Raw genomic sequence first — 24,462 nt, 5'->3', positions numbered from 1 at the left:
GCATAACAAAAAGCCCGCCACCCGTGAGGAAGCGGGCGAGTTCTGGAGTAGCTGGTATAACCAGCACAGGTCAACGACGGGCGGCGCGGTAGGTTCCCGAAGCGCGGTCGGGCGCCGCCTCATCGACTTTGGGGCGGCGCCCGGTTCGTTTGTCACTGCGGCTGCACCTGCTTGCGCCGCAACTCGTCTATCTCCCGCTTCATGTCCTGGATGGCGTCGCGGGTACCATAGACCGCACCGAAGTTGTTGACTCCAGCTCTATGGAAAGCGTACGTCGCGGCTTGCTCCCCGCGTCCAGGGCGCGCTTTCCACCCGATAGAGGTCAAAAATGGACGACAAATACACCAATGCTCGTGAGCACTTCTTCGCCGCGATCCGAGCGCTAGCGGCTTCCGAACATAGCATTCAGGCGAGGCTGATCGAGGCGAATGGAAACATTCTGAATGTGACGATCGACGAATTCAACGGCGACCGCGAACTCAAAATCAAATTTGCAAAATTGCTGGACCTTCTGGCCATCGATCAGGATGATTTGGAAACCGTTGCTGTAGAGAACGCGGCGCACATGACTGACTTCGAGGCAGTGAAAGTCGCCGATCTGATCTGCGATTTCTATTACGAGATAACCTAGCTTGGGTGCATGCCTAGCCACCCCGCAGCACGCGCCAGATGTCCGAGCAGTAGGCGACCTCGTCATCAAGTAACTGTGACATGTAACGCAGGGTAACATTTCTAGTACGCTTGCACCTGCTATGCAGAGAGTAGGACGCGGTGTGGTTCGGACGGGAGATGGGGGCATCACTCGGACGACCCGGGCTCAGGCGGCTACCGCGTCCGGCTCCTTTCTTCCGCCGAGGTTCGGCGGCAACAAATGCGGCGGACCTGCCTTTCCTCCCAAGGAAACGGCCCGCAACAAACGACGTCCGGTCCCCCGCCGGGCGTCGTTTTTTGCATTCGGAAAGGCTCTCGACATTCATGCCGGCCGGCGATCACCCTCCCCGCAACACGCGCCAGATATCGGCCCAGTAGGCGGTGACCAGCGACGCCAGCGCCGCGGCGGCCATGCCTGTCACGCCCGAGGCACCAAGCCCCATCAGCTTCCAGCGCGTCACCTGAGCCGTGACTTCCGTGACGCTGGTCATGTCGGCATTGAGCTTGCTGACCGCGGTCTCGGTGGCGGTGACGCGCTCCACCAGCTCGTCGGTCTTCTGATACATTTTCGCCCGGCTGGACGCGGCGCGCTGTTCCGACTGCTCGTAGCTCAGGGCTGCTCGAGCATCGCTGTCCTTGATGTCGCGTCTGATCTCGGTGAGGACGCGCTGCATGTCCAGAGTGGCTTGCAGCAGGCCGCCGATCATCATTTCCAAGCTTTTCGTTTCCGATGTCGGCATGCCCCTGCCCACGATGCGCTATTTCAGTTCGGCGCGGCGTTCCACGCTCGCCTTGGTGTGCCTGTCGCATTCAGCCGCGGTGTAGAGCTTGACGGCGCAGCCTGGCGCCATGGTGCCGTCGATCTTGTACTGATCCTCGACTGTCTTGCCCTTGGCGCCGGCGAGCCTGCTACCGATCGCCGCCCGCAGGGCTGGAACACTGTTGACGCCGGAAGTCCCACAGCCCGCCAGCAGCAGTGCAGTCGTCAAAAGACGGCTGGCCTCAATGCCCTTGCGTATCGCATCCGCGTTCTCCTTCTCGATCTGGTCGCGCACTTCCTGCGCACCCCAATGCTTGATGATCTCGTAGCCGCCCCAGACGGCTCCCGAGACGGGCACGGCGATGGTCGCCCATGCGATGATGCCCGGCAGCGGGCGCGGCACGCCCACCAGGCCGGCAACGATGGTGATGAGCCCGGTCACGCCGGCACCGTGCCGAGCGCTTCAGCCAGACGCTTCGCCTTGCGGTTCGTGTACCAGCGATAGGCGGCGGCGCCGAAAACCAGGACCGCGCTTCCGATGGCGAGAACGACAACGACCTTCGTGATCCACTCGCTTGCGTAGGACAGCGGCGAGAGCTGGTTCTGAAGGTCTGTCAGCGTGCCGGCGACGCCACCGCCGCCAATGCCCGCGCCGATCGCCGCGTCTGCCGGCGCGGTCGACGGTGCTGTCTTTGCATCCTCGACCATCGCCTTTGCCCCTGGCAGGCTGAACTGATCGGCTGGTTCGCCTGGCCTGCCTGGGCACTCATCCGTGTCTACCTGCTCGTCGGTTTTCAGCACCGCGTTCAGGTCTCGATCCAGTGGCTCTGGCGCTACCTAACCTATGAGCGCGGCGCCCTGATCGCCGAGCAACGGATCGAGCCTGGTTCACCGTCGTTTCCTCCAGCGGAACTCTCAGCCCCAAGCGAAGCATCGCCGCCGCAGACGGGGTCCTCCCCTGCATAGCCCGCGCGCGCTGAGTAGATTGCGGGGTGCTCATTCGGTGACAATGGCGATCCGGGCGCTAAGCTTTGGATTCCGCGACGGCAGGGGGGTCTCGTCGTCCTCGACTGCGGCCATGAGCGAACTGCGTTTCATCATTCACATTCGGCGAGACGCCAAGCGACACCTTGCCTGTCGTCCTACGTTAGCCCGCCCGAACCTTGATGGACGCGGGTGGTTCCCAGGTTTGTCCGGTGCCGACCTGATGGATCCAGATGGCACCAGCGACGTTGGGTCCCTATATGGAGGGAGGCTCTTCGAACGGGAGCCGTCCAGCCCTCCGCTTCAGAGCCAGCTTGTCATGACGTCACCTGCAACCGCTGAACAATCCCGATCCATTCAGATGCAGCTTCCCGCCCTGCGCAACAGCTATGCGCAATTGCCGGAGCGCTTCTTTGCGCCAACAGATCCGAAGCCGGTGTCCGAACCCCGGCTGATCCGGTTCAACCAGCCACTCGCCGAGGAACTCAGGCTTGACGCCGATCAGCTTACCAGCCGGGAGGGAGTGGAGATGCTTGCCGGCAACAGATTTCCGGAAGGCTTGCAAGCAATCGCCTTGGCCTATGCGGGCCACCAGTTCGGAAATTTCGTGCCTCAGCTCGGCGACGGACGCGCGCTGCTGCTTGGCGAAGTGGTGGACGTCAACGGCACTCGCCGCGACATCCAGCTGAAGGGATCGGGACCGACGCGGTTCTCGCGCAACGGCGACGGCCGCGCTGCCCTCGGTCCTGTACTGCGCGAATATGTCGTCAGCGAAGCGATGGCCGCCCTGGGCATTCCGACGACGCGAAGCCTGGCGGCGGTGCTCACCGGCGACCCGGTCTATCGCGAGGTCCGGCTGCCCGGCGCTGTTTTGACCCGAGTTGCGGCAAGCCATATCCGGATCGGCACCTTCCAATATTTCGCCGCGCGCCACGACGTCGACGGGCTCAAGATCCTCGCCGACTATGCCATCGACCGTCACTTCCCGCAGTTGGCGGGGCAAGCACGCCCGTACCGCGCCTTGCTGGAGGCCGTTGTCACCGCACAGGCCGGTCTGGTGGCGCGCTGGATGCTGGTCGGCTTCATCCATGGCGTCATGAACACCGACAACACGGCGATCTCGGGCGAGACCATCGACTATGGCCCATGCGCCTTCATGGACGCCTATGACCCCAGCGCGGTGTTCAGTTCGATCGACCGCGCCGGACGCTATGCCTATGCCAACCAGCCTCGTGTCGCCACATGGAACCTTACGCGCTTTGCCGAGACGCTCCTGCCGCTCATGAGCACGGATGAGAATGATGCCGTGGCCGAAGCCGAGGATGTGCTGAGGTCGTTTCAGTCTTCCTATGAGGCTGTGTTGCAGCGCGGTTTTCGCAGGAAACTCGGATTGCTGACCGAGGCGGAAGGCGACCTGCAGCTCGCGGCTGATTTTCTGGATGTGCTGGCTCGCGGCGAAGCCGACTTCACGCTCGGCTTCCGGCGGCTGGGCGACGACCTCGACGCTGCGGACGGTCAAGGCACGGCGCGGCAGTTGTTTCAGGATCCAGGCGCATTCGATGCCTGGTCGGCGCGGTGGCGCGAGCGCGTCGCAAGCGAGGCAGCCGACACAGCCACGCGGCGGGCCGCTATGCATGCCGTCAATCCCAAATTCATTCCCCGTAACCATCGCATTGAGGAGATGATCCAGGTGGCACTGGGCGGGGACTTCACACCTTTCGAGGAGATTCTGGGGGTCGTCAGCCGTCCCTTCGATGAGCAGCCGGAAATGGAACATTATGCTGACCCGCCACGATCGGACGAGCGCGTCCTGCAGACATTCTGCGGTACATGAGACGTTCATGACGGTCGCTTAACATGTGCGAATGCGGACGACCCATTTGCAAGCTATCGTCGCGAGTACTCTCGTAAGGGCTGAGCTATGACGATTATAGAATTAGCATTCGAATTGCTGGCACGGAAGCTGGTAGACCATACCGGAATATCCGACGAGGATGCTCGAGACCTTGTCGCAGCCATGGGCGCTGACTGGTCATCGCTCGTGCGAGCAGCGAGGGTGATCAAAGAGAATTAGTAGGTCTTTCGACATTCAGCTGCAGGCTGCTGCCGCGAGGGGCCTTTATCGCAGGTTCGACTGCGCGTCCTGTCGCAAACCTGCACGTCCTGCGCGGTGAAATGAACTGCGTCGCTCGGAACGACTTCGATGGTGTAAAGTACGGTATATCGGTGATTGCCTCCACGCGCTGATCGCCGAGGGCGACGGGCGCAACACGGATGAGCGTGGCACGGTGCGTTCTGCGGTATTGGCGGCGGCTGCAATCCGGTCATCGTTCGATCTGTGCCGAACGATCCTGCCCAATATCAGCGAACTAGGCATTACCATCGGTATTGAACTCGGCCCGACTCCAATTTCCCGGTTGGGGCTGGTGGGTGATGCCAGTGTCGGCTGCGCCTCAAGCCGCGCCACATGCAGGCGTGCCCGATGGATCGCCATTCTGTCCCCGGGTGGCCTCGAAAGCTTTTTCCCCGCGGTTGCCGAACTGGGATTGGAGATTCCACGCGACCTCACGCAAATCAAAGCGATTGCCGCCCGGTTCGATAAGGAGATCACCGTGCCACCCTTAGCCGTCGCTGGACGATAGGCGCCGCGCTAAAGCGGCGGTCGCCGTCCTGGCCTTACCGGCCTTTCGGCTTGTCCTGTTTTAGCGGGAAGGTAGCGTCGCCGTCCTTTTTCTCCGAAATGACCCTGGGATCTGCGCTTGAGATGCCGTCGTTCGACCCACCTTTGTGCTTCTTTTCCGTTTGGCCCTTGGCATCGGCTTCGGGGCCTACCGAGGCGCGTTCTGTTTCCTTGGGCATGGTGTTCTCCTTCGAGAACAATTCAACACGCGACGCTTGCCGAAGTTCCTGATGGTGCAAGGGGTCGCAACTGTCCTTCACGGCTACGTTCTCGAACTGGAGAGCCCGCAAGTGCGGTGACACCATCCACCTTACAACCCGGCTAGCACCGGTTCCCCGGCAAGAGCAGGTTCCATCGCAGCCCAATCCATGCGCATGCCAACGCTCATCGTCGCTCCATTTTCCAGCGGCGCCAGCCCCTCGCCCGCGCCATTGTGCGCGTCGACGCTGTGCGAGACCGGCTCGAAGCAAAAGAAGCCCGATCCAGGCGACGGCGAATAGAGCAGGAAGACGTCCAAACCCGGCGTGGCGGTGAGCGAGATGGAAATCCCCTCCTGAGGCTGGACGATCATGGCGCGCCGGTCCCACCCGTCGAAGCCGTTGTTCACCCAGCCTGTTGGCAGCGGCGCGCCCATCGAGAAATCCCATGCAGGGCGATCGCTTACTGGTACCGCGCCAACGGGAAGATGGCGTTCATCCTCCAGCCAAACGCGCTCGGCCTTTGCCTGAAGCGTGGTCGCCGCATCGCGCGGGAACCACGGGTGAAAGCCGAGGCCGTAAGGCAAGCGCATACCGGCACGGTTCTCCACTGTCAGACGGGCCTCGAGGGCGCCGTGGCGCAGCGAATAGGAGACAGAGGCCAAATAGCGGTAAGGCCCGATCGCGCCATCGTCGAGCACCAGCTCCACCTCGCCGGCGGTACGGGCGCCAAGCCGCCACGGCCTCTGGAAGCCGTCGCCATGGATCGGAAAGGCCTCGCCTGGCACGTTAGGCTCGACGGCATGAAAGCGGCCGTCGAACGCGAAGCCGCCACCCGAGATGCGGTTCGACCATGGCACCAGCAACTGACAGCCGGAGGTGCCGCCTCCATCGCCAGGTCGAAGCAACGGAACCGAGGCGCCATTGGCGACAAGCGCGTCGAAGCGGGCGATCGCAGCCCCTTTTCCTGGTGCCAGGATGAGCCTCGACCGACCGTCGTTCAGTTCCACGAAGTCGGCCATGGCCTCACCAGCCGCCGTCGACGGCGATGTTCTGGCCGGTGATCATGTCGGATGCCGGCGACACCAGGAACAGCACGAGTTCGGCGACCTGATGCGGCTCGATGCGCGCCTTGATGCTCTGGTTCTCGAGGATCCAGTCATTGTGCTTGAGCCGGTCGCCGAAGACGCGCTCCTCCGCTTCCGAGACGACCGCGCCGGGAGAGACCGCATTGACCCTGATGCCATGCGGGCCGAGTTCGCGCGCCAGCGATTTGGTGAGGCCCAGCATCGCGCCCTTCGACGCGACATAGGGGACATAGCCGTTCCAGCGGCCGTTGAGCGTGATCGAGCAGAAATTGACGATCTTGCCATAGGCCTTGGCCTTCATGCCCGGCGCGCAGGCCCGCGCCAGCGCAAAGGCGGCCGACGAGTTGACGCGGATCTGATCTTCGTACTCGGTCAGCGAGAATTCCTCGAACGGCCGGTTGATGATCAGCGCGGCATTGTTGATCAGGATGTCGATGCAGCGTTCGCTCGCCGCCAGCGCGGTCACGGCTGCTTCCGCCGCGGCGAGACTGTTGAGATCGCAGCCGACGAAGGCGATGTCGCCGCCCGCCTCCGCGGCGAGCGCCGCAACGGTCGCCGGTGCGCTCTCGATGTCGGGACGGTCGAGCACCAGCACGCGCGCACCGGCCCGCGCCAGCGTCACCGCCTGGGCCCGGCCGAGCGAGCCGAGCCCACCCGTCAACAGCGCGATACGACCTGCAAGCACCGTCATTGCCGCCCTTTCCTAGATCCTTCGTTTGTACGCAATTCCAGACGGAAGACCGCTACGCGCTGTTCCTGGAACTGCTTTAGAGCACGCCATGCACTTCATCGATCGAGGTGTCCTCGATGCGCTTGTCCAGCACCACCTCGCCGCGCGCCATCGCTACGATGCGGTCACAGCATTCGAAGACGTGGTGCATGTTGTGGCTGATAAAGACGCCGGTGACGCCCTGCTCCTTCAGGCCGCGCACGAAGCCGATCACCTTCTTGGTCTCCTTGACCGAGAGATGGTTGGTCGGCTCGTCGAGGATCATAACCTTCGACCTGAAATGCATGGCGCGCGCGATTGCCACGCCCTGCCGCTGACCGCCGGAGAGCTCACCGACAAGCGCCTCGGGCGAGCGCAGATGCAGGTCGACATTGGCGATGGCGCGAACGCTCTCCTCAGCCATCTTCTTCTGGTCGAGGATGCCGACGCCGAAGGCCGCGAAGCGGGTCGGCTCGCGGCCGATGAACAGATTCCTGGCGATCGACATGGTCGGAACCATGGAGTTGTACTGATAGATGGTCTCGATCCCCAGATTCATCGCATCGCGCGGCCGCGCAATCCTCACTGGCTTTCCCTCGACCCGGATCTCGCCGCGATCCGCCGTATGAACACCGGAGAGGATATTGATGAGGGTGGATTTTCCCGCGCCGTTGTCGCCGACCAGTCCGAGCGCCTCACCGCGCTTGAAGTCCAGCGTGATGCCCTTCAGCGCATGGACGCCGGAATACCATTTGTGAAGATCGCGCACTGAGATGATGGCGTCGGTCACCGCTTTAGCCCTCCATCTTGATGGCCTTGGCGCGCTTACGCATCCAGGCATTGGCCACGACGGCGAAGATGGTCAGGAAGCCGATGGCGAACTTGAACCAGTTGGCATCGACATGGCTGAGCACGAGGCCATTGTCGATGACGCGGATGAGCGTCGTGCCGATGAGGCCGCCCATGACGGTGCCGATGCCGCCGGCGAGCGACGCCCCGCCGATGACGGCTGCCGCCACCGCCTGAAGCTCCATCCCCTCGCCGATCGACGGCAAGGGCGATCCCAGCCGCAGCACCTGCAGCATGCCGGCGAAGCCGGCGAGCATCGAACACAGGATGAAGCAGGCGAGCTTGACCCTGGCGGTCGGGATGCCCATCGAGGCGGCGGCAGGCAGGAAGCCGCCGGTGGCCTTGATCCAGTTGCCGAAATTGGTGCGCGAGAGCATCAGCGAGGTCAGCACGGCGATGGCGACGAACCATAGGAACGACATGCGGAACATGTTGCCCGGCCCGACGAAGGAGGTGAACAGCCAGTTCGGCAGGTCGGCGGGCAGCAGCGGCGGGAAGCCGCCCGAGACGACGACGGTAAGCGAACGCGCCATGAACAGCATGCCAAGCGTGGTGATGAAGCTCGGTATGGCGAAGCGGATGGTGACGTAGCCGTTGATGAAGCCGATCGCCGCGCAGACCAACAACCCGGCAAGCAGCGCAAGCGGGAACGGCCAGCCGTGCACCATCAGCACCGCCATCGTCATCGGCATCAGCGCGAAGACCGAGCCGACCGACAGGTCGAACTCACCACTGATCATCAGGATGGTGACGCCGATCGCGACAAGGCCGGCCTCCGGCAGGATGCCGAGAATGCCGCGCAGATTGTCGGCATTCAGGAACACGCCGTGCGAGCGGACCTGGAACAGGATGATGAGCAGCACCAAAAGGATCAGCCCGGCCAGCTCCGGTTTTTCGAGATAGGTCTTGAACAGGCGCTTCAACGAAAGGCTCCGGCGTTCGAGATCGTCCATCACATCGGCGGCACCGGCCGCCGCCGATGCAAGGGTTCAGTGGCTGATGCTCAGCGCAGCCCTTGAGCGGAGAGCGCCATGATGCTGTCGGCCTCCTTCGGCCGCACAATGCCCTGGCCGGTGTCGATGTCCGATGGAGCAAGACCGATCTTCTTGTTGAGATAGGCCTCCATCACCGGCATGAAGCCCTGCATGTAGGGCTGCTGGTCGACCAAGGCCTGGACATAGCCCTTCTGCATCTGCTGCAGCACCTCGGGCACCAGGTCGAAACCGCCGAGCAGGACCTTGCCTGGCGCTACGCCGCGATCGGCCAGGACGCGCGCCACGCCGGCGCACCAGAAGCCGGTATCGAAATAGGCTGTCGTGTCCGGATGGGCGTTGAGATAGGCGCCGACGCGGTCGGAGGTGATGGCGAGGTCGGTGCCGCTGTCGATGCGCTCCCACGACACGTCGCGGTCGGCATGAGCGGCCTTGTATTCCTGGAGGAACTGCATGATGCCGGCGCCCCGGCTTTCCGACCAGTTCTGGCCGGGAGCGGAAATGCCGACCAGCACCTTGATCGGGCCGTCCTTCGGGAAGTTTTCGGAAATCGCCTTGGCCAGCGAATAGCCGGCCGGCTTGAAGCCCTGGCCGACAAAGGCCTGCCGGGCATTGCCCTTGGCGCCCTCGGTGTCGTCGACATTGACGGCGATCACCAGCACGCCGGCGTCGCGGGCCTCCTTGATGACGTCGTCGAAAGCATGGTCGTCGACGATGGAGGTCAGCAGCGCGTCGGGTTTGGCGGCAAGGGCGGCGCGCATGTTGGCGACCTGCTGCTCGACCGAGCCCTCGGTCTGGGTGAAGACCATGTTGCAGTTCGCCTCGACCTTGGCGCAGGCATCGTCAAAGCCCTTCTTCACAGCTTGCCAGAAAGTGTTCGAGGCCGACGAATGATGCGTGAAGACGATGTTGAGACCGTCGGCGCGGGCGGTCGCCTGCCCGCCAAGAAGAGCCGCGCTAAGCAGAAGCATTGCAGTGAGTTTTCTCATGTCTATTCCTCCCTTTGGATCTTTCAGATATCCGCCTTGTCGCTGACGCGGCGCTGGACGGTGTAGGCGCGATCAAGCTCCGGATGGAGCGCCAGACCAAGACCCGGCCCCGGCGGCACGGTGATCATGCCGTTTGTCACTTCCGGCAGCGCCGTCACCAGGTCGCGGTACCAGGTGCGGTAGAAGGCGCGCACACTTTCCTGGACGAGCGCATTGGGCGCATTGAGCGACAGATGCGTGGAAGCGGCGAGCACGACCGGCCCCGTGCAGTCATGCGGCGCCACCGGCAGCCGCCAGGCTTCCGCCATCGAGGCGATCTTGCGCGCCTCCGACAGGCCGCCGCACCAGGAGATGTCGAGCATGACGACGCCGGCCGCTCCGGTCTCCAGCAGGTCGCGGAAGGCCCATCGGCTGCCCAGCGTTTCCGATGCCGAGATCGGTGCGGGGCTAGCGGCTGCGTAGCGCTTCAAGTCGCCGAGGCTGTCCATGCGGATCGGGTCTTCGTGCCAATAGGTGGCGAAGGGTTCCAGCGCGGCTGCGATCTTCATGGCCGGCAGGAGCTGCCACATCGAGTGGAACTCGACCATGATGTCGATCCTGTCGCCGACGGCTTCGCGTATCTTTGCAAAAGGCTCAAGCGCGGCCTTCAGGTCGGCCGGCGAGATGTCATTGCCGCGCGTCTTTTCGGCCGCGTGATCGAACGGCCAGATCTTCATGGCGGTGATGCCGTCCTCGAGCAGTTCCTGAGCCAATTCACCGGCGCGGGTGAGGAAGCCGTTGAGGTCGTCATAGTCCCGCCTGGAGCCGATGCCGTAATTGGCCGTCGTCTGGCCCTTGGCGTCCTTGATGTATTCGGTGCCGGCGCAGGTGTTGTAGGTGCGGATTGAGCTGCGGCTGAAGCCGCCGAGCAATTGGGCGATCGGCTGGCCGGTGGCCTTGCCGAAGATATCCCACAGCGCGATGTCGAAGGCGGAATTGCCGCGCACCTCGGCGCCGCTGGAGCGGAAGCCAAGATAGCCGATGAGATCGGCGGCCAATAGATCGATCTGCAGCGGATCGCGGCCGATCACGCGCGGCGCGACATATTCATGAAGGTATTCCTCGACGGTGCGCGACAGAAAGAAGGTCTCGCCGAGCCCGGTGAGGCCCTCGTCCGTATGGACCTCCACCCATAGCAGGTTGGGCCGTTCCTCGATGCGGATGGTCTCGATGGCGCGGATCTTCATGTCAGGCAATCCCCATCTCAGGCGATACCGGCGTCGAGGAGCGCCTTGACGCTCTTGTCGAAGTGCTGCGCCATATGCTCGGCCGCAAGCCGCGGATCACCCTTGAGGATCGCGTCGGCTATGTCCTCGTGCCCCTTGATCATCTTGAGCTGGTCCTCGGGGGTCGAGCGGGTTCGCCAGCCGATCACCCAAGTGCGGCGCGTGACGCCGCTGAAGGCAGTGACGATCAGCGAGAAGACCGGGTTGTGCGATGCGGAGGCGATCGCCTCGTGAAAGGCGATGTCGTGCTCCATGACGATCTCGGGGTTCTTGAAGCTCTCGCGCATCAGCTTGGCCGCGTTGGCAATGGCGGCCGCTTCCGCATCGGTGCGGCGCAGGGCGGCGAGCGCCACGGTGCGCATCTCGATCGTGCGCCGCACGTCATAGACCTGATGCACGCTGATCTGCTGCGTGGTGATGCCGTGTTCGATGACCATCGACATCGCGCCCGTGTCGAGCTTGGCGACCGTGGCGCGACGCCCGGCGCTCATGTCGATCAGGCGCATAGCAGAAAGCGAACGGAAGGCCTCGCGTACCACCGTGCGGGAGACATTGAGTTGGCGGGTCATGGCCGCCTCGCTGGGCAGCGGATCGCCTGGCGCCAGCCCCTCGGAGCGGATGTGCTGGGTGATCGCCCGGATCGCCGTGTTCACCAAGCCAGGGCTCGGCTCATCCGCTGCCTCTGTCGGATTCTGCATGTCGCTTCGCCAACCTGTATGACAGGTTATAATCTAATTGCTCATATTATGACTAGAAGATATATGCAAGCGGATTTCTGGACGCCGAACTGGAGGAGCCCCGTGCAAGAAACGCATGCAGCCCTGATCTTTGACGCGCGCGATGTGGTCGGCGAGAGCCTGGTCTGGGACGACCGCCGTGGCAGGCTGGTCTGGGTCGACATCATCGGCCGCCGGATCCATCGGCTGGATACGATCACCGGAGCTCATGAAAGCTGGGCTACGCCTGACCTCGTCACCTCAATTGGCCTGCGCAGGGACGGTGGCGCCATCGTCGGCCTTAGAAAGGAAGTCGCCTTGTGGGAATTCGGCGGGCCGTTCAAAACGATCGCCGAGATCGAGCCGGACAGGCCCGAGATGCGGCTGAATGAGGGCGTCGTGGCGCCAGACGGTTCGTTCTGGGTCGGCACGATGGCCAATAATATCGCCCCAGACGATACGCCTCTCGCCATCACCCAGGATGCCGGACAGCTGTTCCGGATCGGACCGGCCGGCGACGTGACGAAACTAAGCGAAGACTGCTTCGGCATCACCAATACGATGGCGTGGACCCAGGATGGGCGTTTCATCACCGCCGATACGATGAAGAATGAACTCTACAGCTATACTTGGAACCAGAGCTCTTCGAGGATCGCCGAGCGGCGGCGGTTCTTCGGCGGTTTCGAGCGAGGACTGCCCGACGGCTCCTGCATGGACGCCCACGGCCATGTCTGGAACTGTCGGGTCGCCGGCGGAAGCTGCCTCGCGCGCATCTCGCCCGACGGCCGGCTGGATCGAACCATCGAACTGGCTTGCACCTGGCCGACGAGTTGCGCCTTCGGGGGCGTCAACCTCGATACGCTCTTCGTCACTTCCGCGCGCTTCACGATGACGGCGGATCACTTGCTGGCAAACCCGAATGAAGGCGGCGTTTTCGCGTTGCGGCCGGGGATGCGAGGTTTGCGGGGCAACCGCTTCGGGTAGGCTGTCCAATTCCCTCGCGGTGCGAAATTGTCGGTGGGCTCAAATGACAACGGTCGCAAGCAACGGCCGCTGGCAGCTGACCTCCGACAGGTCGAGCGTTCGAAACCCGCCGTAGACAAGACATCACCAGTCGGCACCGAGATCCGACGATTGCGGCGCTCAGGAGCCGGAGCGATTCGGATTGCTTCCGGCATGCGTCATGCAATTAATGCAGATCGCCGGCTGACACGGGGAGGTTCTGCCTGACCGGGCGGTCGCGGTGCGCGCCGTCGGCGATGGTCAAGAGGTCGATCGATGCTATCCCAATCAGCGCCTTCATCTGCCGGTAGGCATCATCGGCCCGTCGCATGCGGATGGCTTCCAGGACGTCGCCATGCGCGCTGAGCGTGGCCTGGAAATTGGCCGTGGCCGAGGTCGTCAGCCGAAAGGAGAAATTGAGGGCCGCAGCCAGCATATTGCCGAGGTTTGCGAACACCGGGTTGCGGCTGGCACGCAAGATTCCAGTGTGAAATCGCACATCGGCGTCGAGGCAGGCAGACAGGTCGTCTTCAGGCGCGTCGCACATCGCCTCATAGGCGGCCTCGATTATCGCCAGATCGCCGGAGCTCGCCATCTTGGCCGCCAATTGGGCGGCTGCCGGTTCAATCACCAGGCGCGCTTCGATAAGCCCTCGCACGAAGCCGAGGTCGGGCTCGATCCCGCTCATCCAGTCGAGCACTTGGGCATCGAGCCTGTTCCAATCGCTTGGCAGGCGGACATGCGTCCCCGCGCGCTTTCGCGCTTCGATCAGTCCTTTGGCCGCGAGCGTCAGAAGCGCATCGCGCAGTGCGGTGCGGCTTGCGTCATAGGCGGCGCAAAGTTCGGCTTCGCTGGGCAGGATGGAAAGAGGGGGATAGCGGCCGGAGAGGATGCGCTGGCCGATATCCCTCGCGATCCTGTCCTTCAGCGACGCCGGGCCGATAGTGGTCGCGTCCGGCACGTCTTCGGTCTTCGGAAGGGGCTTAACTGCCATTGCTAGGTCCTGTTGAGGTGATACTCGGCGACAACCACAGCAAGGATCAGGAGCGATCCCTTTGCAAGCAGTTGATAGAAAGTCGGCACCGAAGTCAGGATCATGCCGTTGTTCAGGATGCCGATGATCGCAACCCCCAGCAGCGCCCCGACAATCGTTCCTTTGCCGCCCTGCAGGGCGCATCCGCCGAGAACGGCGGCGGTGATGGCCTCGAGTTCCAGCCCTTGCGATCCCGAAACCGGCTGCCCCGAACCCGTGCGCGCGGCAAGCAGGATGCCGGCAAGCCCCGCCGCCACGCCGCTCATGATATAGATGCCGACGCGGTAGCGCTTGACGTTGATGCCGGAAAAGCGCGCCACGACCGGATTGCCGCCGAGCGCATAGATGTTGCGGCCGACTATCGACCGGGAAAGAAAGACCTGGAACAGGATCGCCGTCGCGATCAGGATCCACAAAAGCAGCGGCAGGCCGAGGATTTTGCCGATACCGATGAACCGAAACGTGTCGCTGAAGATGGCGATCGACTGGCCATCCGACATGATGAAGGCGATGCCGCGGAAAATGGCCATCGTGCCGAGCGTGGCGATGACGGCATTGACGCGCCCGTAGGTGATGATGATGCCGTTGACCAGGCCGGCCAGCCCGCCGACGACCAGACCGGCGACGATGCCGAGCCCCGGCGAGCCCGTCGCCTGGATGGCCATGGCGGTCGATACCGTGGTGAGGCCGACGACGGCGCCGACCGCGATGTCGAGCCCACCGGCCACGATGACGATGGTCTGACTCATCGCCAGCACGCCAAGGATGGTGATGCCTAGGCCGATATTGAGCATGTTGCGCGCCGAAAAGAACACGTCGCCACGCAGCGTGCCGAAGATCACAATGAGGATCGCGAGCGCGAGGAGCAGGCTGATGTTGTGGACACCCAGGCGTTCGGCCAAGGCGGCCATGGAGCGCCTTTCCATGGCATCGCGGGGATTCGTGAGCTGATCGGCGGTGTTCACGGGGCAAGTCCTTCGCGCTGGAGGGCGGACCTCGGCATGGCGTGCCTGAGGATCGATGTCTCATCGATATCCGGGCGGTTCAGTTCGGCGGTGATGCGGCCTTCGGCCATGACGAGCACGCGGTCGGCCAGACCGATCAGTTCGGGCATTTCGGATGAAATCAGGATGAGCCCGATCCCACCCGCCGCGAGTTCCTCGATCAGGCGATAGATTTCAGCCTTGGCACCGATGTCGATGCCGCGCGTCGGCTCGTCAAGGATCAAAAGCATGGGCTGTCGCGCCAGCCATCGCGCCAACACCACCTTCTGCTGGTTGCCACCTGAAAGTTTTGCCACCGGCACGTCCAGATCCGGTGCCTTGATCGCCATCTTGGCGGCAAGTGGCGACACCACGTCGAGCGCCTTGCGCCTGCTGAATAGACCGAAGGACGATGTCCGGTCCGCAACGCAAAGGGCGGCATTGTCGAGAATGCTGCGAAACATCAGCAAGGCCTCGTGCTTGCGGTCCTCGGGCGCAAATCCGATACCGGCGACGATGGCCGCATGCGGGCTGTCGGGGGTGACGGGGATGCCGTTCATCGACACGGTGCCGCCGAGACGGCGGTCATAGCCGACGATCGCTTTTGCCAATTCGGAGCGTCCCGCGCCCATCAGGCCGGCGATACCGAGGACTTCGCCCTTGCGCACCGAGAGATCGATGCCGGTGATGCGCTCCGTCGTCAGCCCCTTGATCTCGAGCAGGTTCTCGCCCGAAGGCCGGCTCTCGCGTTTGAACAGGTCCGCGATGTCGCGACCCACCATGAGCCGGGCAATGCCCTGCTCGGTGGCGCCCGCCGCAGCCGAGTCATCGACGAGACGGCCGTCACGCAGGACGACGATACGGTCGGCGAGCTCGATGATTTCGTTCAGCCTGTGGGAGATGTAGACGATCGACGTTCCCTCGGCGCGCAACCTGCGGATGACCGCGAAAAGCCGCCGCGCTTCGTCATCGGTCAGCGACGATGTCGGTTCGTCGAAGGCGATGAGGCGGCCGCCGGCGCGCACCGCACGCATGATTTCGATCATCTGCCGTTGCGCGGGGCCGAGCGTCTCGCAAGGCTGGCGCGGCCGCATGTCGGCTTGCATGCCGAAGGCAGCAAGCACGCGAGCGGCTTGCGCCTCCAGTGTCTTCCAGTCGAGGAACACGCCGGCTGTTCTTGGCATTTCGCCCACGAAGATGTTTTCCGCGATGGTCAGGCTCGGAACGATCTCCGGCTCCTGGTGGATGACCCGGATGCCGGCGTTATGGCTGTCTCTCGGTTCGGAAAAGACCACAGGTGCATCGGCGAACCGGACCGAGCCGCTATCCGGTTTGAAGACCCCTTCCAGAATACGCATCATCGTCGATTTGCCGGCGCCATTTTCGCCGACCAGCGCCAAAAGTTCGCCAGGCCGGAATTTCAGCGACACGTCGTCGAGTGCCTGGACGACGCCGAAACGCTTCGAGACATGCTCGAGCGCGAAGAAACCGTTTTCCGTCACATCAGGCTCCCGATCATTGCTGGGACATGCGACGGGACCCATGGGGGTCCCGTCGCATCGGACTGGTCAGTGGCAGAGTTTGGCCTTGTAGTCGGACGCGAAATTGGCAGGCGTGATGTATTCGGGGTCGGTGAAGGATTGCACCGGAAGCGGTGTCTTGTCCTTGATCGCGGCCAGCAGCAGCTTGACGGCCAGCGCGCCATGATTGGCCGAGTTCAGCCACATCGTGCCCCTGAACGCCGAGGGCTCGGCCGAGCCGAACGCATCGCAGGCCCGGCTGCCGTCAATGCCGATGCCCATACCCTGATCGGCCTTGTAGCCGGCGTTTTGCAGGGCGCGCGCGGCGCCCAGAACGCCATCGTCATTGCAGGAGTAGAAGATCCAGTTGGTCACGTTCGGATTGGCCGTCAGCGTCGTGGTCATCACGTCGATGGCGTTGACCATGGTGTTGTCATAGGCAACGCGGATGATGTTGTTCGGCTTGAAATCAGGGACCGCCTTGAGGAAGGCCTCCTCGGCGCCCTTGTTGCGCTGCATGCAGGTGTCCGCCTTGCGGTCCTCGATGGACGCGATGCGCACTTCCTTGCCGGCCCATCCATCGGCTTTGTAGAGCTTCGCCAGTTCTTCACCGACGCGCGCACCGATGTTGTGGGCGTTCATGCCGACATATGGAACCTGCGACCCGTCCTGATAGTAGATGTCGTCGTCCACGGCGACGAGCGGAATACCGGCGGTCTTCGCCTTCTGGGCGATCACCGGGCCGAGCGCCTTGTCGGGAACGACGATGGCGATGCCCTTGACGCCATCTCCAACCATGGTGTCGAAGGTGGTGACTGCCAGATTGGCATCGAACTGGACGTCCTGCGAAACGAAGGCGGCGCCGGCAGCTTCGGCAGCCTTCTTGGCGCCGCCGACTTCAGCGACGAACCATGGGTGTTCGCCCATCTTGTTGATGTAGCCGATCTTGATGTCGTCGGCACGTGTGGCACCGGTCAAGGCAAGTCCGGTGGCGAGTGCGGCGCAGGCCACGATTGCTGTCAGTCTCGAATTCATGTCTTCCTCCCTTGTGCAGTCCTGGTTGAACGTCAGTCGTGGTAGAGAACCGAGCGTCCGCCATCGATGGTGATCGTCTCGGCATTGATGAACGGCGCTTCGTCCGAAGCCAGAAAAACCGCCGTCATTGCGACCTCCTCCGGTCGGCCGATCCTTTTGGGCGGATGCAGGTCGTAGGCGCGCCTCTTTTCCGCTGCCGGATCGGCAAATGTGTTCCAGTAGGCCTCCGCTATCGGCGTCTCGATGTAGCCCGGCGCGATGGCGTTCACGCGGATGCCGCGCGCCGCGTATTCGATGCCGAGCGCTCTCGTCAGCCCCAGCAGCGCGTGCTTGGCGACGGGATAGGGGAAAGTGTGTGGAATGATGCGGAAGGCGTGGCAGCTGGCGATGTTGACGATCGAACCATATTCTCGCTCCAGCATCGAGGGCAGCACCGCCCTGGCGCAGATCCAGGCTGCCTCGAGATCGAGCTTGAGACAGCGCTCCCACTCGCTGTCGGGCATCTCCAACGGCTCATGGAAGACGTTGGCCCCGGCATTGTTGACCAGTATATCGACGCTCCCAAAGGAGCCAAGCGTGCGCGCCACCAGGTCGGTGACGGACTGTTTGTCGGTCACATCGGTTTCGCAGAGCACCGCCTCGCCGCCGGCCTGCGCGATTGCCCGCGCGACCGCGGCGCCGGTCATCGTGTTCTTCTCGGCAATGACGACGCGGGCTCCCTGGGCCGCAAACGCGGTGGCGGTGGCGGCGCCAATGCCTTGGCCGGCCCCGGTGACGATCGCGATCCTGCCCTGCAGACGACCCGTCATGGCGATCACCAATCCACGATGGTGCCGTCCGGCATGACCGCATTGCGGGCATGCAGCACCTCCTGCTTGAACGGGTGGCGGGCGATCACGTCTTCGTTCACGGTAACACCGAGGCCGGGCAGTTCGGGGGCGTCCCAACGTCCCGGCTGGCGCCTGATCGGCCAGCTCACCACATCGTCGTACCATGGAACTGCGCCCGACATTTCCTCCTGGATGATGACGTTGGGCGTCGAAATGCCGAAGTGCAGCGCGGCGACCCCGGCCAGCGGTCCGAGTGGATTGTGCGGCGCCAGTCCGATGCCGGCGGTTTCGGCGAAGGCGGCAATCTTCTTGGTCTCGAGCAGACCGCCGGTGTGGCAGATGTCGGGCTGCGCGATGTGGAAGGCGCGGCCAGCGATGGCGTGCGAAAACTCGCGACGGCCGATGAGACGCTCGCCGGACGCGATCGGTACCGGCGAGCGGGCCGTGATATGGGCGAGGCCAGCCATGTCTTCCGGCGGCAGCGGCTCTTCCGCGAACATGATACGGGCGGGCTCTATGACTTTCAGATAGTCCATCGCTGCATTGACGGAGGCCGGCCGGCCGTGGAAATCGATCATGATGTCGACCGCGGGGCCTACGGCTTCGCGCAGCGCGCCGACCATCTCCGCGACGGCATCGACGTCGCGCGCCGGCGACACATAGTGCGTATAGGGGATGCAGACGATCTTGACCGCGTCATAGCCCGCCTGCGTGACGATCCGGCCCCGTTCGACGATGCTGTCCGCCGAATTGCTTTCGTAGACGGCCTTCATGTCCCCGAGACCGAGATGGGTATAGGTGCGCAGATGCGTGCGTACCTGGCCGCCGAGCAGGCGCCAGACCGGGACGCCGAGCGATTTTCCCAGAATGTCCCACAGAGCAATCTCGATGCCGCTGACGGCCGACATGCCCTCGACGCCGAGACGCCAAAAGCCGTGGCGCGTCATGATCTGGTGGCACTGTTCGATGTTGCGAGGGTCCTGCCCCAGCAGCAGAGCCTCGAGATCCTCCAGGGCGCCCACGACGGCGCGCGTTTTCCATTCCAGTGTCGCCTCGCCCCAGCCGAAGAGACCGGGTTCGTCGGTCTCGACCCGGACAAACACCCAATTGCGCATCTCTGCGTTGCACACGCGCGCGCTGATCGACGTGATCCTCATTCCAGCCCCTCAGCTTGTCGTTTATATCGACATTAAATATGATTTATTTATCAATACATGTGCCGAGTCAAGAGCAGACACCGCACGTCTCGATTACCGCCACGCTCCAGAACTTGACCGCTGGAATATCCTGGCTCGTCATACGGTTGGGGCGAACGAAACATAAACTGTGCTGGAGCTCGGATGGTCAGCCTCCGATCTCTTTGGATTGGCAGCGTGCATCGAGGGCACATTTCAGCGTTTGCATGCGCGGGAGCACCATTCGACGGCGACGTAGAACGGTTGGCCATCGTGCAACTTTGCACGGCGACAGGAACGTGCTGGTCGATACGGGCTTCATCCAGCATGACGACAGTTTTTCACAGAAATTCGGCATTCCTTATTGGATCTCCCTGGTCCGAATGCTGTAGGAGGCAGGCGTCTCCGCCGATTCAGTGACCGACATCGTCCGATGTGGATCATGTCGCCCGACTCGTCATGCTCATAGCGGCGCACCGGCTCTGCTGGCTCAACGTCCTTCAGCCGCGACGGTCCGGCCCGCGCCAGCACCCGGCTCACCTTCGCGGCGAGACAGCGACCCCACTTGCAATGTGCTTGCCCGTGAGGCGCTGGCGCCGCAGCGTAACGATCCGATCGGCCACAGCCCGTTCACTCGCATTCGGACTGCGCCTGGGCCGCGACGAGCGGTCGGCATGCCGGCACGGCCTTCGGCCTTGTAGCGCTCGACCCATCGGTTCACGACCTTCGCCGGCGCCGCGAACTTCAACGCTGCTTGGGATTGGGAAAGGCCGCCTTCCATGACCGCAAGCGCCATCTCCTCTCGATTCATTCGGGTCCTCCGACGAATCTGAAGCGTGGTAACTCCAGTCTCGTCGGTCGGGCCCGAATGGACAACCTGCCAAAACCTCACATCTGGCCGAATGCCCGAAGGCACAAGTCCTCCATGATCGGCTGAAGTTTGTTTGCGGTGCGCCGTGGCTACCAGCTCCAAGCCGCCAATATCCGCCTTCGAGTAGCGGTGCACTGGCCGCGATTGAACAGCTATTGGGCGCGAACCGCGGCGGCTGGAACCGTGCTGACACCGCAAGGCCGTTAAGATCATCCGGTCCAAGAGAACCGATATCGAGCCAACCAACCTGGCTAATTTCGCAAGATCTTCGTCATCGTCCGCCCCATGGCGAGCTCGTCGATCAGTTTGTCGAGGTAACGAATTTCCTGCATGAGGGGTTCTTGGATGTCTTCCACGCGGATACCGCAAATTACTCCCGTGATGAGCGACCGCGATGGATTCATCCGAGGCGCCTGCACAAAGAAAGTCTCAAAAGATGCGTTCTTCGCCAACTGATCCTCGAGCATTTCCTGGCTGTACCCCGTCAGCCAACCGATGATTTCATCGACCTCCGCTTTCGTGCGTCCCTTTTTCTCAGCTTTCGCGACATAGTGGGAATAGACGCTCGCGACGCTGACTGAATAGATTCGATGCTTCGTCATCTGTCCCCCTGTGTCCGACGCATTTCGCCTGGGAATATCGTACAGCAGCCTCTAGGGGCGACAGCAAGCCGGTGAATACTCCATCCGTGTCTGTGTTGGCCCACGAAGGCATGCTGGTTGAGATCCACGCGATCGCTGGGTTCCACAGCAAGCCCCGTGACCAGCATAGGAAGACGCCTTCGGATCCGCTCGTCATCGCGTTCGCAAACGATCTCATTCATGGCGGCATTATAGCAATTTTCCCCAAGCCCGGAGCACCGCGACGCTGCAAGTTGTGGCGGCAATGCTCCGGTACCGCCACGAGCTTCCGTCGCAAAATTCCACATGGCGGCGCTTGCAGCAGGCGGGCGCAACAATGGCGGGTGGGCCTGCGCTGGCAGTTTAGTTCGTCTCCTTGGAAACGAGAGGCAGTGTGGCAATGACGATTTCTCGCTTTCTGACCGCTCTCGGATCCGAAGGGCCCCCGGCCGGCCGAGCGAAAGACATGGACCTCTACGGGTGGCTAATCGGAAGTTGGGAGATGGACACGGTCCACTATCTCGACGGCGGCACGATGCAGAAATGGAATGGAGAATGCCATTTTGGCTGGGTGCTCGGAGGCCGCGCGATTCAGGACGTTTGGATCAGGCCCAAGCGCCCTGCCCCGTCCACGATGTATGGTACGACTTTGCGCATCTACGATCCCGGGATCGATGGCTGGCACATCATCTGGAACGACCCGCTCAACCAAGATTACTCGCGCCAGATCGGGCGGGCCGAGGGTAAGGACATTGTCCAGCTCGGCGAGGACTCGCGCGGTTTGAAAACCCGATGGCGTTTCACTGAGATCACCGCCAACGGCTTCCATTGGATCGGCGAGGAACGATCGTCCGAGAGCGACCCTTGGCAGACCACGTATGAACATTTAGCTCGCCGAACAAACCCTGAAGCCAGATCAAGAGCCAAATAATTTTTCGTCTTTTTGCCAGGTGAACCAGGTGTTCATCGCGTCTTGAAGACCGGGTGCAGTTCAATCGGAGCCCCTTCACGGCGGGCAAAAGCTAATGGGGGGCAATGAACATTCTGAATACGCTTGCCTCAGTCATCGGGTCCGTTGCGCCGTGAATTGATAAGGCTTGCCGGGTTTCATCACCAGCGGTAATGCACATAGGGCTTGAGGTCCTGGTCGTAGATATCGCGGATCTTGCCCATGATGTCGGCCGACAGCGGCGGAAGCTCCGCGGCCTCGGCATTGGAACGGGCCTGCGCCGGATTGCGCGCACCGGGAATGACCACGGTGACCGCATCGAACATCAGGATCCAGCGTAGCGCGAATTTGGCCATTGTCATGTCGTCTGAGACAAGCGGCCGGACGCGTTCGACCGCCGCCAGTCCGACTTCATAGGGCACGCCCGAGAAAGTCTCGCCGACGTCGAAGGCTTCACCGTTGCGGTTGAACAGGCGATGGTCCGTCGCCTCGAATTTGGTGTCGGGTTTGAACTTGCCCGACAGCAAACCGCTTGCCAGCGGGACGCGGGCGATGATCGCCACATTGTTCTTTCTCGCCAGGTCGAAGAACAATTCCGCTGGCCGTTGGCGGAAAGCGTTGAAGATGATCTGCACGCTGACGACGCCGGGGTACTGCATCGCCTTCAGCGCCTCTTCGACGCGCTCAACGCTGACGCCGTAGTTACGGATTTTGCCTTGCTCGACGAGCCGGTCAAGCCGCTCGAACACTTCCGGATGATAATAGAGATCGGTCAGCGGGCAATGCAGCTGCACGAGATCCAGCGTGTCGGCCTCCAGATATCTGAGGCTACGATCAATCCAGTCGGCAAGGTTTTGCTGGCTGAAACCCTCGACCGTCTGCGTCGGCAGTCGCTTTCCGGCCTTGGTGGCAATGAATGGCCGCTCACCGCCGCGCTCCTTCATCACCCTGGCGATGAGCTTTTCGGAACGGCCGTCGCCATAGACATCGGCGGTGTCGATGAAGGTGACGCCGGCGTCGAGGGCGGCATGGAGGGCGGCAACAGCATCGTCGTCATTGACCTCGCCCCAGGCGGCCCCGATCGCCCATGAACCGAAACCGATCTCGCTGACGCCGATGCCGGTGCGGCCGAATTTCCGTGACTGCATACCCTGTTTCCTAACTGCGGCTCGGTGGTGAGTCCTGATCGACGGGCCGCCTTATCGCATGGCAGCGCGATTGACATTCCCGCTCGTAGGATTTACCAGATAACAGGGTTGTATGACAACCCGGTAAGACTGCAATTATTTGGAGTCGGGAGGATCTCAAATTGAAAACCGTTCTGAAAATGGGCGCGTCGGCCGCCTTGTGCCTTGGCGCGCTTGCTCATCCAGCATTCGCCGAAGACAATATCGTCAAGATCGGAGTCGTCGCGGCGGAGTCAGGCTCGTTCGTTTCCGCCGGCCATACGTTGCCGGCGGGCGTCGGCCTTGCCGTCAAGCAGATCAACGACGCCGGCGGCATCAAGGTCGGCGGCAAGACCTACAAGCTGGAAATGGTCAAGCGTGACGACCGCACCGACATCGCGACCGCCATCGCTGCCACCCAGGAGCTGGTGCGCGATGTGAAGGTGCAGGCAATCTTCGGGTCGGAAACCCATGACTTCACGCTGGCCATGGCCAAGATCACGCAGCCGGCCAAGATCATCCATTTCGCCGGCAATTCGACGCTGGCGAAAATACTGACGCCGGACTCGGTCAAGCCGGGCGGCGAGGACCACTACCTCTTCCAGTCCGAGCCGCAGGAATTCCAGCGGTCCGGATCGACCGCGCGAGGCGTCCTCACGCTTCTCGAGCCCTTGCTTGGCTATCGTCCGAAGAAGTCCGTCATGATCGTCGGCAACGACGCGACCGGTCAGTTCCTGTCGTCCTACTACTACAAGGCGCTCAAGGCCGAGGGGCAGGATGTTCCCGACATCATCTTCTACCCGCCTGACACAACCGACTTCTCGCCGTTCCTGACCCGTGCCAAGAGCCTCAACCCGGATATCATCCACTTCTGGTACAATGGCGATTCAACGCTGACGGCACTGCCGCAAGCGCTTGAACTGGGTGCCGCCAAGAGCTACTTCCTGTTCGGCGTCGACCCCGGCATCTGGAAGGAAAAGGCACTGACAGCCGACGTGCCGGTGGCGATGAGCTGCGTTCCGGTCTGCTGGGGTGAGTCATCCAACCCGAAAGCCAAGGCCTATTTCGATGCCTATTTTGCGGCCGGCGCTCCTCATGGCGTGACCTCGTCGGTGTCGCTGCTCTACCACGACTATGTCCATTTCCTCGCCGAAGCCTGGGAGAAGGCCGACAGCTTCGACCCGGACAAGACGGTCGAGGCGCTGCTGGCGCTCCACCACCAGGGCGTCGTCTCGGACGACCTGACGTTCAATCCGACTCACCAGGTCACCCATGCCACCGAGGTCTGCGCGGCGGCACCTGGTGGCGCCATCTCCTGTTCCATGCAGCAGCCGCCGGCTGAAGCGCCCAAGAGCTGACTTGCCAACCGTTGGCGGCGCGCAAGCGCCGTCGACCGCC

25 protein-coding genes and 1 pseudogene are annotated in these 24,462 nt (G+C 62.6%); 6 read left to right on the top strand and 20 right to left on the bottom strand.

Features of this window, described 5'->3' with window-relative positions; all coding sequences use genetic code 11:
- The first annotated feature begins 328 nt into the window (after positions 1–328).
- Positions 329–631: a hypothetical protein gene (locus tag LB566_RS27105; RefSeq protein ID WP_140552571.1), complete on the top strand. Its 303-nt coding sequence runs from the start codon at positions 329–331 to the stop codon at positions 629–631.
- A gap of 358 nt (positions 632–989) precedes the next feature.
- On the opposite strand, the gene LB566_RS27100 is transcribed toward LB566_RS27105, so the two are convergent.
- From LB566_RS27100 to LB566_RS27090, 3 genes are read right to left on the bottom strand one after another with little or no spacing between them, the layout of a single operon-like run.
- Positions 990–1,361 (bottom strand): DUF1515 family protein, encoded by a 372-nt coding sequence (locus tag LB566_RS27100; protein ID WP_224629018.1) that lies wholly within the window; start codon positions 1,359–1,361, stop codon positions 990–992.
- A 48-nt stretch (positions 1,362–1,409) separates the two neighbouring features.
- Positions 1,410–1,853, bottom strand: coding sequence for a hypothetical protein (locus LB566_RS27095; protein WP_224628986.1), 444 nt, complete (start codon positions 1,851–1,853; stop codon positions 1,410–1,412).
- Complete coding sequence (locus LB566_RS27090; RefSeq protein WP_224628984.1) at positions 1,850–2,119, bottom strand: hypothetical protein; 270 nt, start codon at positions 2,117–2,119, stop codon at positions 1,850–1,852. The genes LB566_RS27095 and LB566_RS27090 overlap by 4 nt, the downstream gene beginning before the upstream one ends.
- 637 nt (positions 2,120–2,756) lie before the next feature.
- Here LB566_RS27090 and LB566_RS27085 point away from each other — a divergent pair.
- Together LB566_RS27085 and LB566_RS27080 are read left to right on the top strand one after the other, a co-directional pair.
- Entirely contained in the window at positions 2,757–4,229 is a 1,473-nt protein-coding gene (locus LB566_RS27085; RefSeq protein WP_224628982.1) for a protein adenylyltransferase SelO, read from the top strand.
- A gap of 454 nt (positions 4,230–4,683) precedes the next feature.
- Positions 4,684–5,037 carry a hypothetical protein gene (locus LB566_RS27080; RefSeq protein WP_224628971.1) on the top strand — a complete coding sequence of 118 codons (354 nt, stop codon included), beginning with the start codon at positions 4,684–4,686 and terminating at the stop codon, positions 5,035–5,037.
- Positions 5,038–5,071: 34 nt separating this feature from the next.
- Here the strand turns inward: LB566_RS27080 and LB566_RS27075 are convergent, their stop codons facing one another.
- The 8 genes from LB566_RS27075 to LB566_RS27040 all read right to left on the bottom strand — a co-directional run bounded on the left by LB566_RS27075 (position 5,072) and on the right by LB566_RS27040 (position 11,862).
- Positions 5,072–5,335, bottom strand: coding sequence for a hypothetical protein (locus LB566_RS27075; RefSeq protein ID WP_224628969.1), 264 nt, complete (start codon positions 5,333–5,335; stop codon positions 5,072–5,074).
- Between the two features lie 50 nt (positions 5,336–5,385).
- Positions 5,386–6,294: an aldose 1-epimerase gene (locus LB566_RS27070; protein WP_224628967.1), complete on the bottom strand. Its 909-nt coding sequence runs from the start codon at positions 6,292–6,294 to the stop codon at positions 5,386–5,388.
- Between the two features lie 4 nt (positions 6,295–6,298).
- Complete coding sequence (locus LB566_RS27065; protein WP_224628965.1) at positions 6,299–7,051, bottom strand: SDR family oxidoreductase; 753 nt, start codon at positions 7,049–7,051, stop codon at positions 6,299–6,301.
- A gap of 76 nt (positions 7,052–7,127) precedes the next feature.
- The gene (locus LB566_RS27060; RefSeq protein WP_140552576.1) at positions 7,128–7,859 is read right to left on the bottom strand and encodes an ATP-binding cassette domain-containing protein; all 732 of its coding nucleotides are present in this window, start codon (positions 7,857–7,859) and stop codon (positions 7,128–7,130) included.
- 4 nt (positions 7,860–7,863) lie between these two features.
- Positions 7,864–8,841 carry an ABC transporter permease gene (locus LB566_RS27055; protein ID WP_140552577.1) on the bottom strand — a complete coding sequence of 326 codons (978 nt, stop codon included), beginning with the start codon at positions 8,839–8,841 and terminating at the stop codon, positions 7,864–7,866.
- Positions 8,842–8,921: 80 nt separating this feature from the next.
- Positions 8,922–9,899: a sugar ABC transporter substrate-binding protein gene (locus LB566_RS27050; RefSeq protein WP_140552578.1), complete on the bottom strand. Its 978-nt coding sequence runs from the start codon at positions 9,897–9,899 to the stop codon at positions 8,922–8,924.
- Between the two features lie 23 nt (positions 9,900–9,922).
- The gene (locus LB566_RS27045; protein ID WP_140552579.1) at positions 9,923–11,125 is read right to left on the bottom strand and encodes a mandelate racemase/muconate lactonizing enzyme family protein; all 1,203 of its coding nucleotides are present in this window, start codon (positions 11,123–11,125) and stop codon (positions 9,923–9,925) included.
- A 17-nt stretch (positions 11,126–11,142) separates the two neighbouring features.
- Positions 11,143–11,862 carry a FadR/GntR family transcriptional regulator gene (locus LB566_RS27040; protein WP_140552580.1) on the bottom strand — a complete coding sequence of 240 codons (720 nt, stop codon included), beginning with the start codon at positions 11,860–11,862 and terminating at the stop codon, positions 11,143–11,145.
- 102 nt (positions 11,863–11,964) lie between these two features.
- Here LB566_RS27040 and LB566_RS27035 point away from each other — a divergent pair, with 102 nt between their 5' ends.
- Entirely contained in the window at positions 11,965–12,864 is a 900-nt protein-coding gene (locus tag LB566_RS27035; protein WP_224628963.1) for an SMP-30/gluconolactonase/LRE family protein, read from the top strand.
- 205 nt (positions 12,865–13,069) lie between these two features.
- On the opposite strand, the gene LB566_RS27030 is transcribed toward LB566_RS27035, so the two are convergent.
- The 8 genes and pseudogenes from LB566_RS27030 to LB566_RS26995 form a co-directional block, all read right to left on the bottom strand.
- Complete coding sequence (locus LB566_RS27030) at positions 13,070–13,876, bottom strand: FadR/GntR family transcriptional regulator (protein ID WP_140552582.1); 807 nt, start codon at positions 13,874–13,876, stop codon at positions 13,070–13,072.
- 2 nt (positions 13,877–13,878) lie between these two features.
- Positions 13,879–14,880 (bottom strand): ABC transporter permease, encoded by a 1,002-nt coding sequence (locus LB566_RS27025; RefSeq protein WP_224628961.1) that lies wholly within the window; start codon positions 14,878–14,880, stop codon positions 13,879–13,881.
- The gene (locus tag LB566_RS27020; protein WP_224628960.1) at positions 14,877–16,400 is read right to left on the bottom strand and encodes a sugar ABC transporter ATP-binding protein; all 1,524 of its coding nucleotides are present in this window, start codon (positions 16,398–16,400) and stop codon (positions 14,877–14,879) included. The genes LB566_RS27025 and LB566_RS27020 overlap by 4 nt, the downstream gene beginning before the upstream one ends.
- Positions 16,401–16,466: 66 nt before the next feature.
- Positions 16,467–17,453 (bottom strand): substrate-binding domain-containing protein, encoded by a 987-nt coding sequence (locus tag LB566_RS27015; RefSeq protein ID WP_224628957.1) that lies wholly within the window; start codon positions 17,451–17,453, stop codon positions 16,467–16,469.
- 32 nt (positions 17,454–17,485) lie between these two features.
- On the bottom strand, positions 17,486–18,262 hold the full coding sequence (locus tag LB566_RS27010; RefSeq protein ID WP_224628955.1) for an SDR family oxidoreductase: 777 nt from the start codon (positions 18,260–18,262) through the stop codon (positions 17,486–17,488).
- A gap of 5 nt (positions 18,263–18,267) precedes the next feature.
- Positions 18,268–19,440 (bottom strand): enolase C-terminal domain-like protein, encoded by a 1,173-nt coding sequence (locus tag LB566_RS27005; RefSeq protein ID WP_140552585.1) that lies wholly within the window; start codon positions 19,438–19,440, stop codon positions 18,268–18,270.
- A gap of 450 nt (positions 19,441–19,890) precedes the next feature.
- Positions 19,891–20,269, bottom strand: a pseudogene (locus tag LB566_RS27000) (helix-turn-helix domain-containing protein); the annotation flags it as partial.
- A gap of 311 nt (positions 20,270–20,580) precedes the next feature.
- On the bottom strand, positions 20,581–20,931 hold the full coding sequence (locus LB566_RS26995) for a DUF2200 domain-containing protein (protein ID WP_140552587.1): 351 nt from the start codon (positions 20,929–20,931) through the stop codon (positions 20,581–20,583).
- Positions 20,932–21,451: 520 nt separating this feature from the next.
- Here LB566_RS26995 and LB566_RS26990 point away from each other — a divergent pair.
- A complete protein-coding gene (locus tag LB566_RS26990) occupies positions 21,452–21,880 on the top strand; it encodes a hypothetical protein (protein ID WP_224628953.1) in 429 nt (142 codons plus the stop codon).
- Between the two features lie 179 nt (positions 21,881–22,059).
- On the opposite strand, the gene LB566_RS26985 is transcribed toward LB566_RS26990, so the two are convergent.
- A complete protein-coding gene (locus tag LB566_RS26985; protein ID WP_224628951.1) occupies positions 22,060–23,046 on the bottom strand; it encodes an aldo/keto reductase in 987 nt (328 codons plus the stop codon).
- Positions 23,047–23,207: 161 nt separating this feature from the next.
- Between LB566_RS26985 and LB566_RS26980 the strand changes: the two genes are divergently transcribed.
- The gene (locus LB566_RS26980; RefSeq protein ID WP_224628949.1) at positions 23,208–24,422 is read left to right on the top strand and encodes an ABC transporter substrate-binding protein; all 1,215 of its coding nucleotides are present in this window, start codon (positions 23,208–23,210) and stop codon (positions 24,420–24,422) included.
- Positions 24,423–24,462 lie beyond the last annotated feature (40 nt).

The sequence above is a fragment of the Mesorhizobium sp. CA13 genome, from assembly GCF_020165235.1.
Taxonomy (GTDB): Bacteria; Pseudomonadota; Alphaproteobacteria; order Rhizobiales; family Rhizobiaceae; genus Mesorhizobium.
Note: the sequence above shows the minus strand (reverse complement) of the source record. Positions and strands in the feature narration are given on the sequence as shown.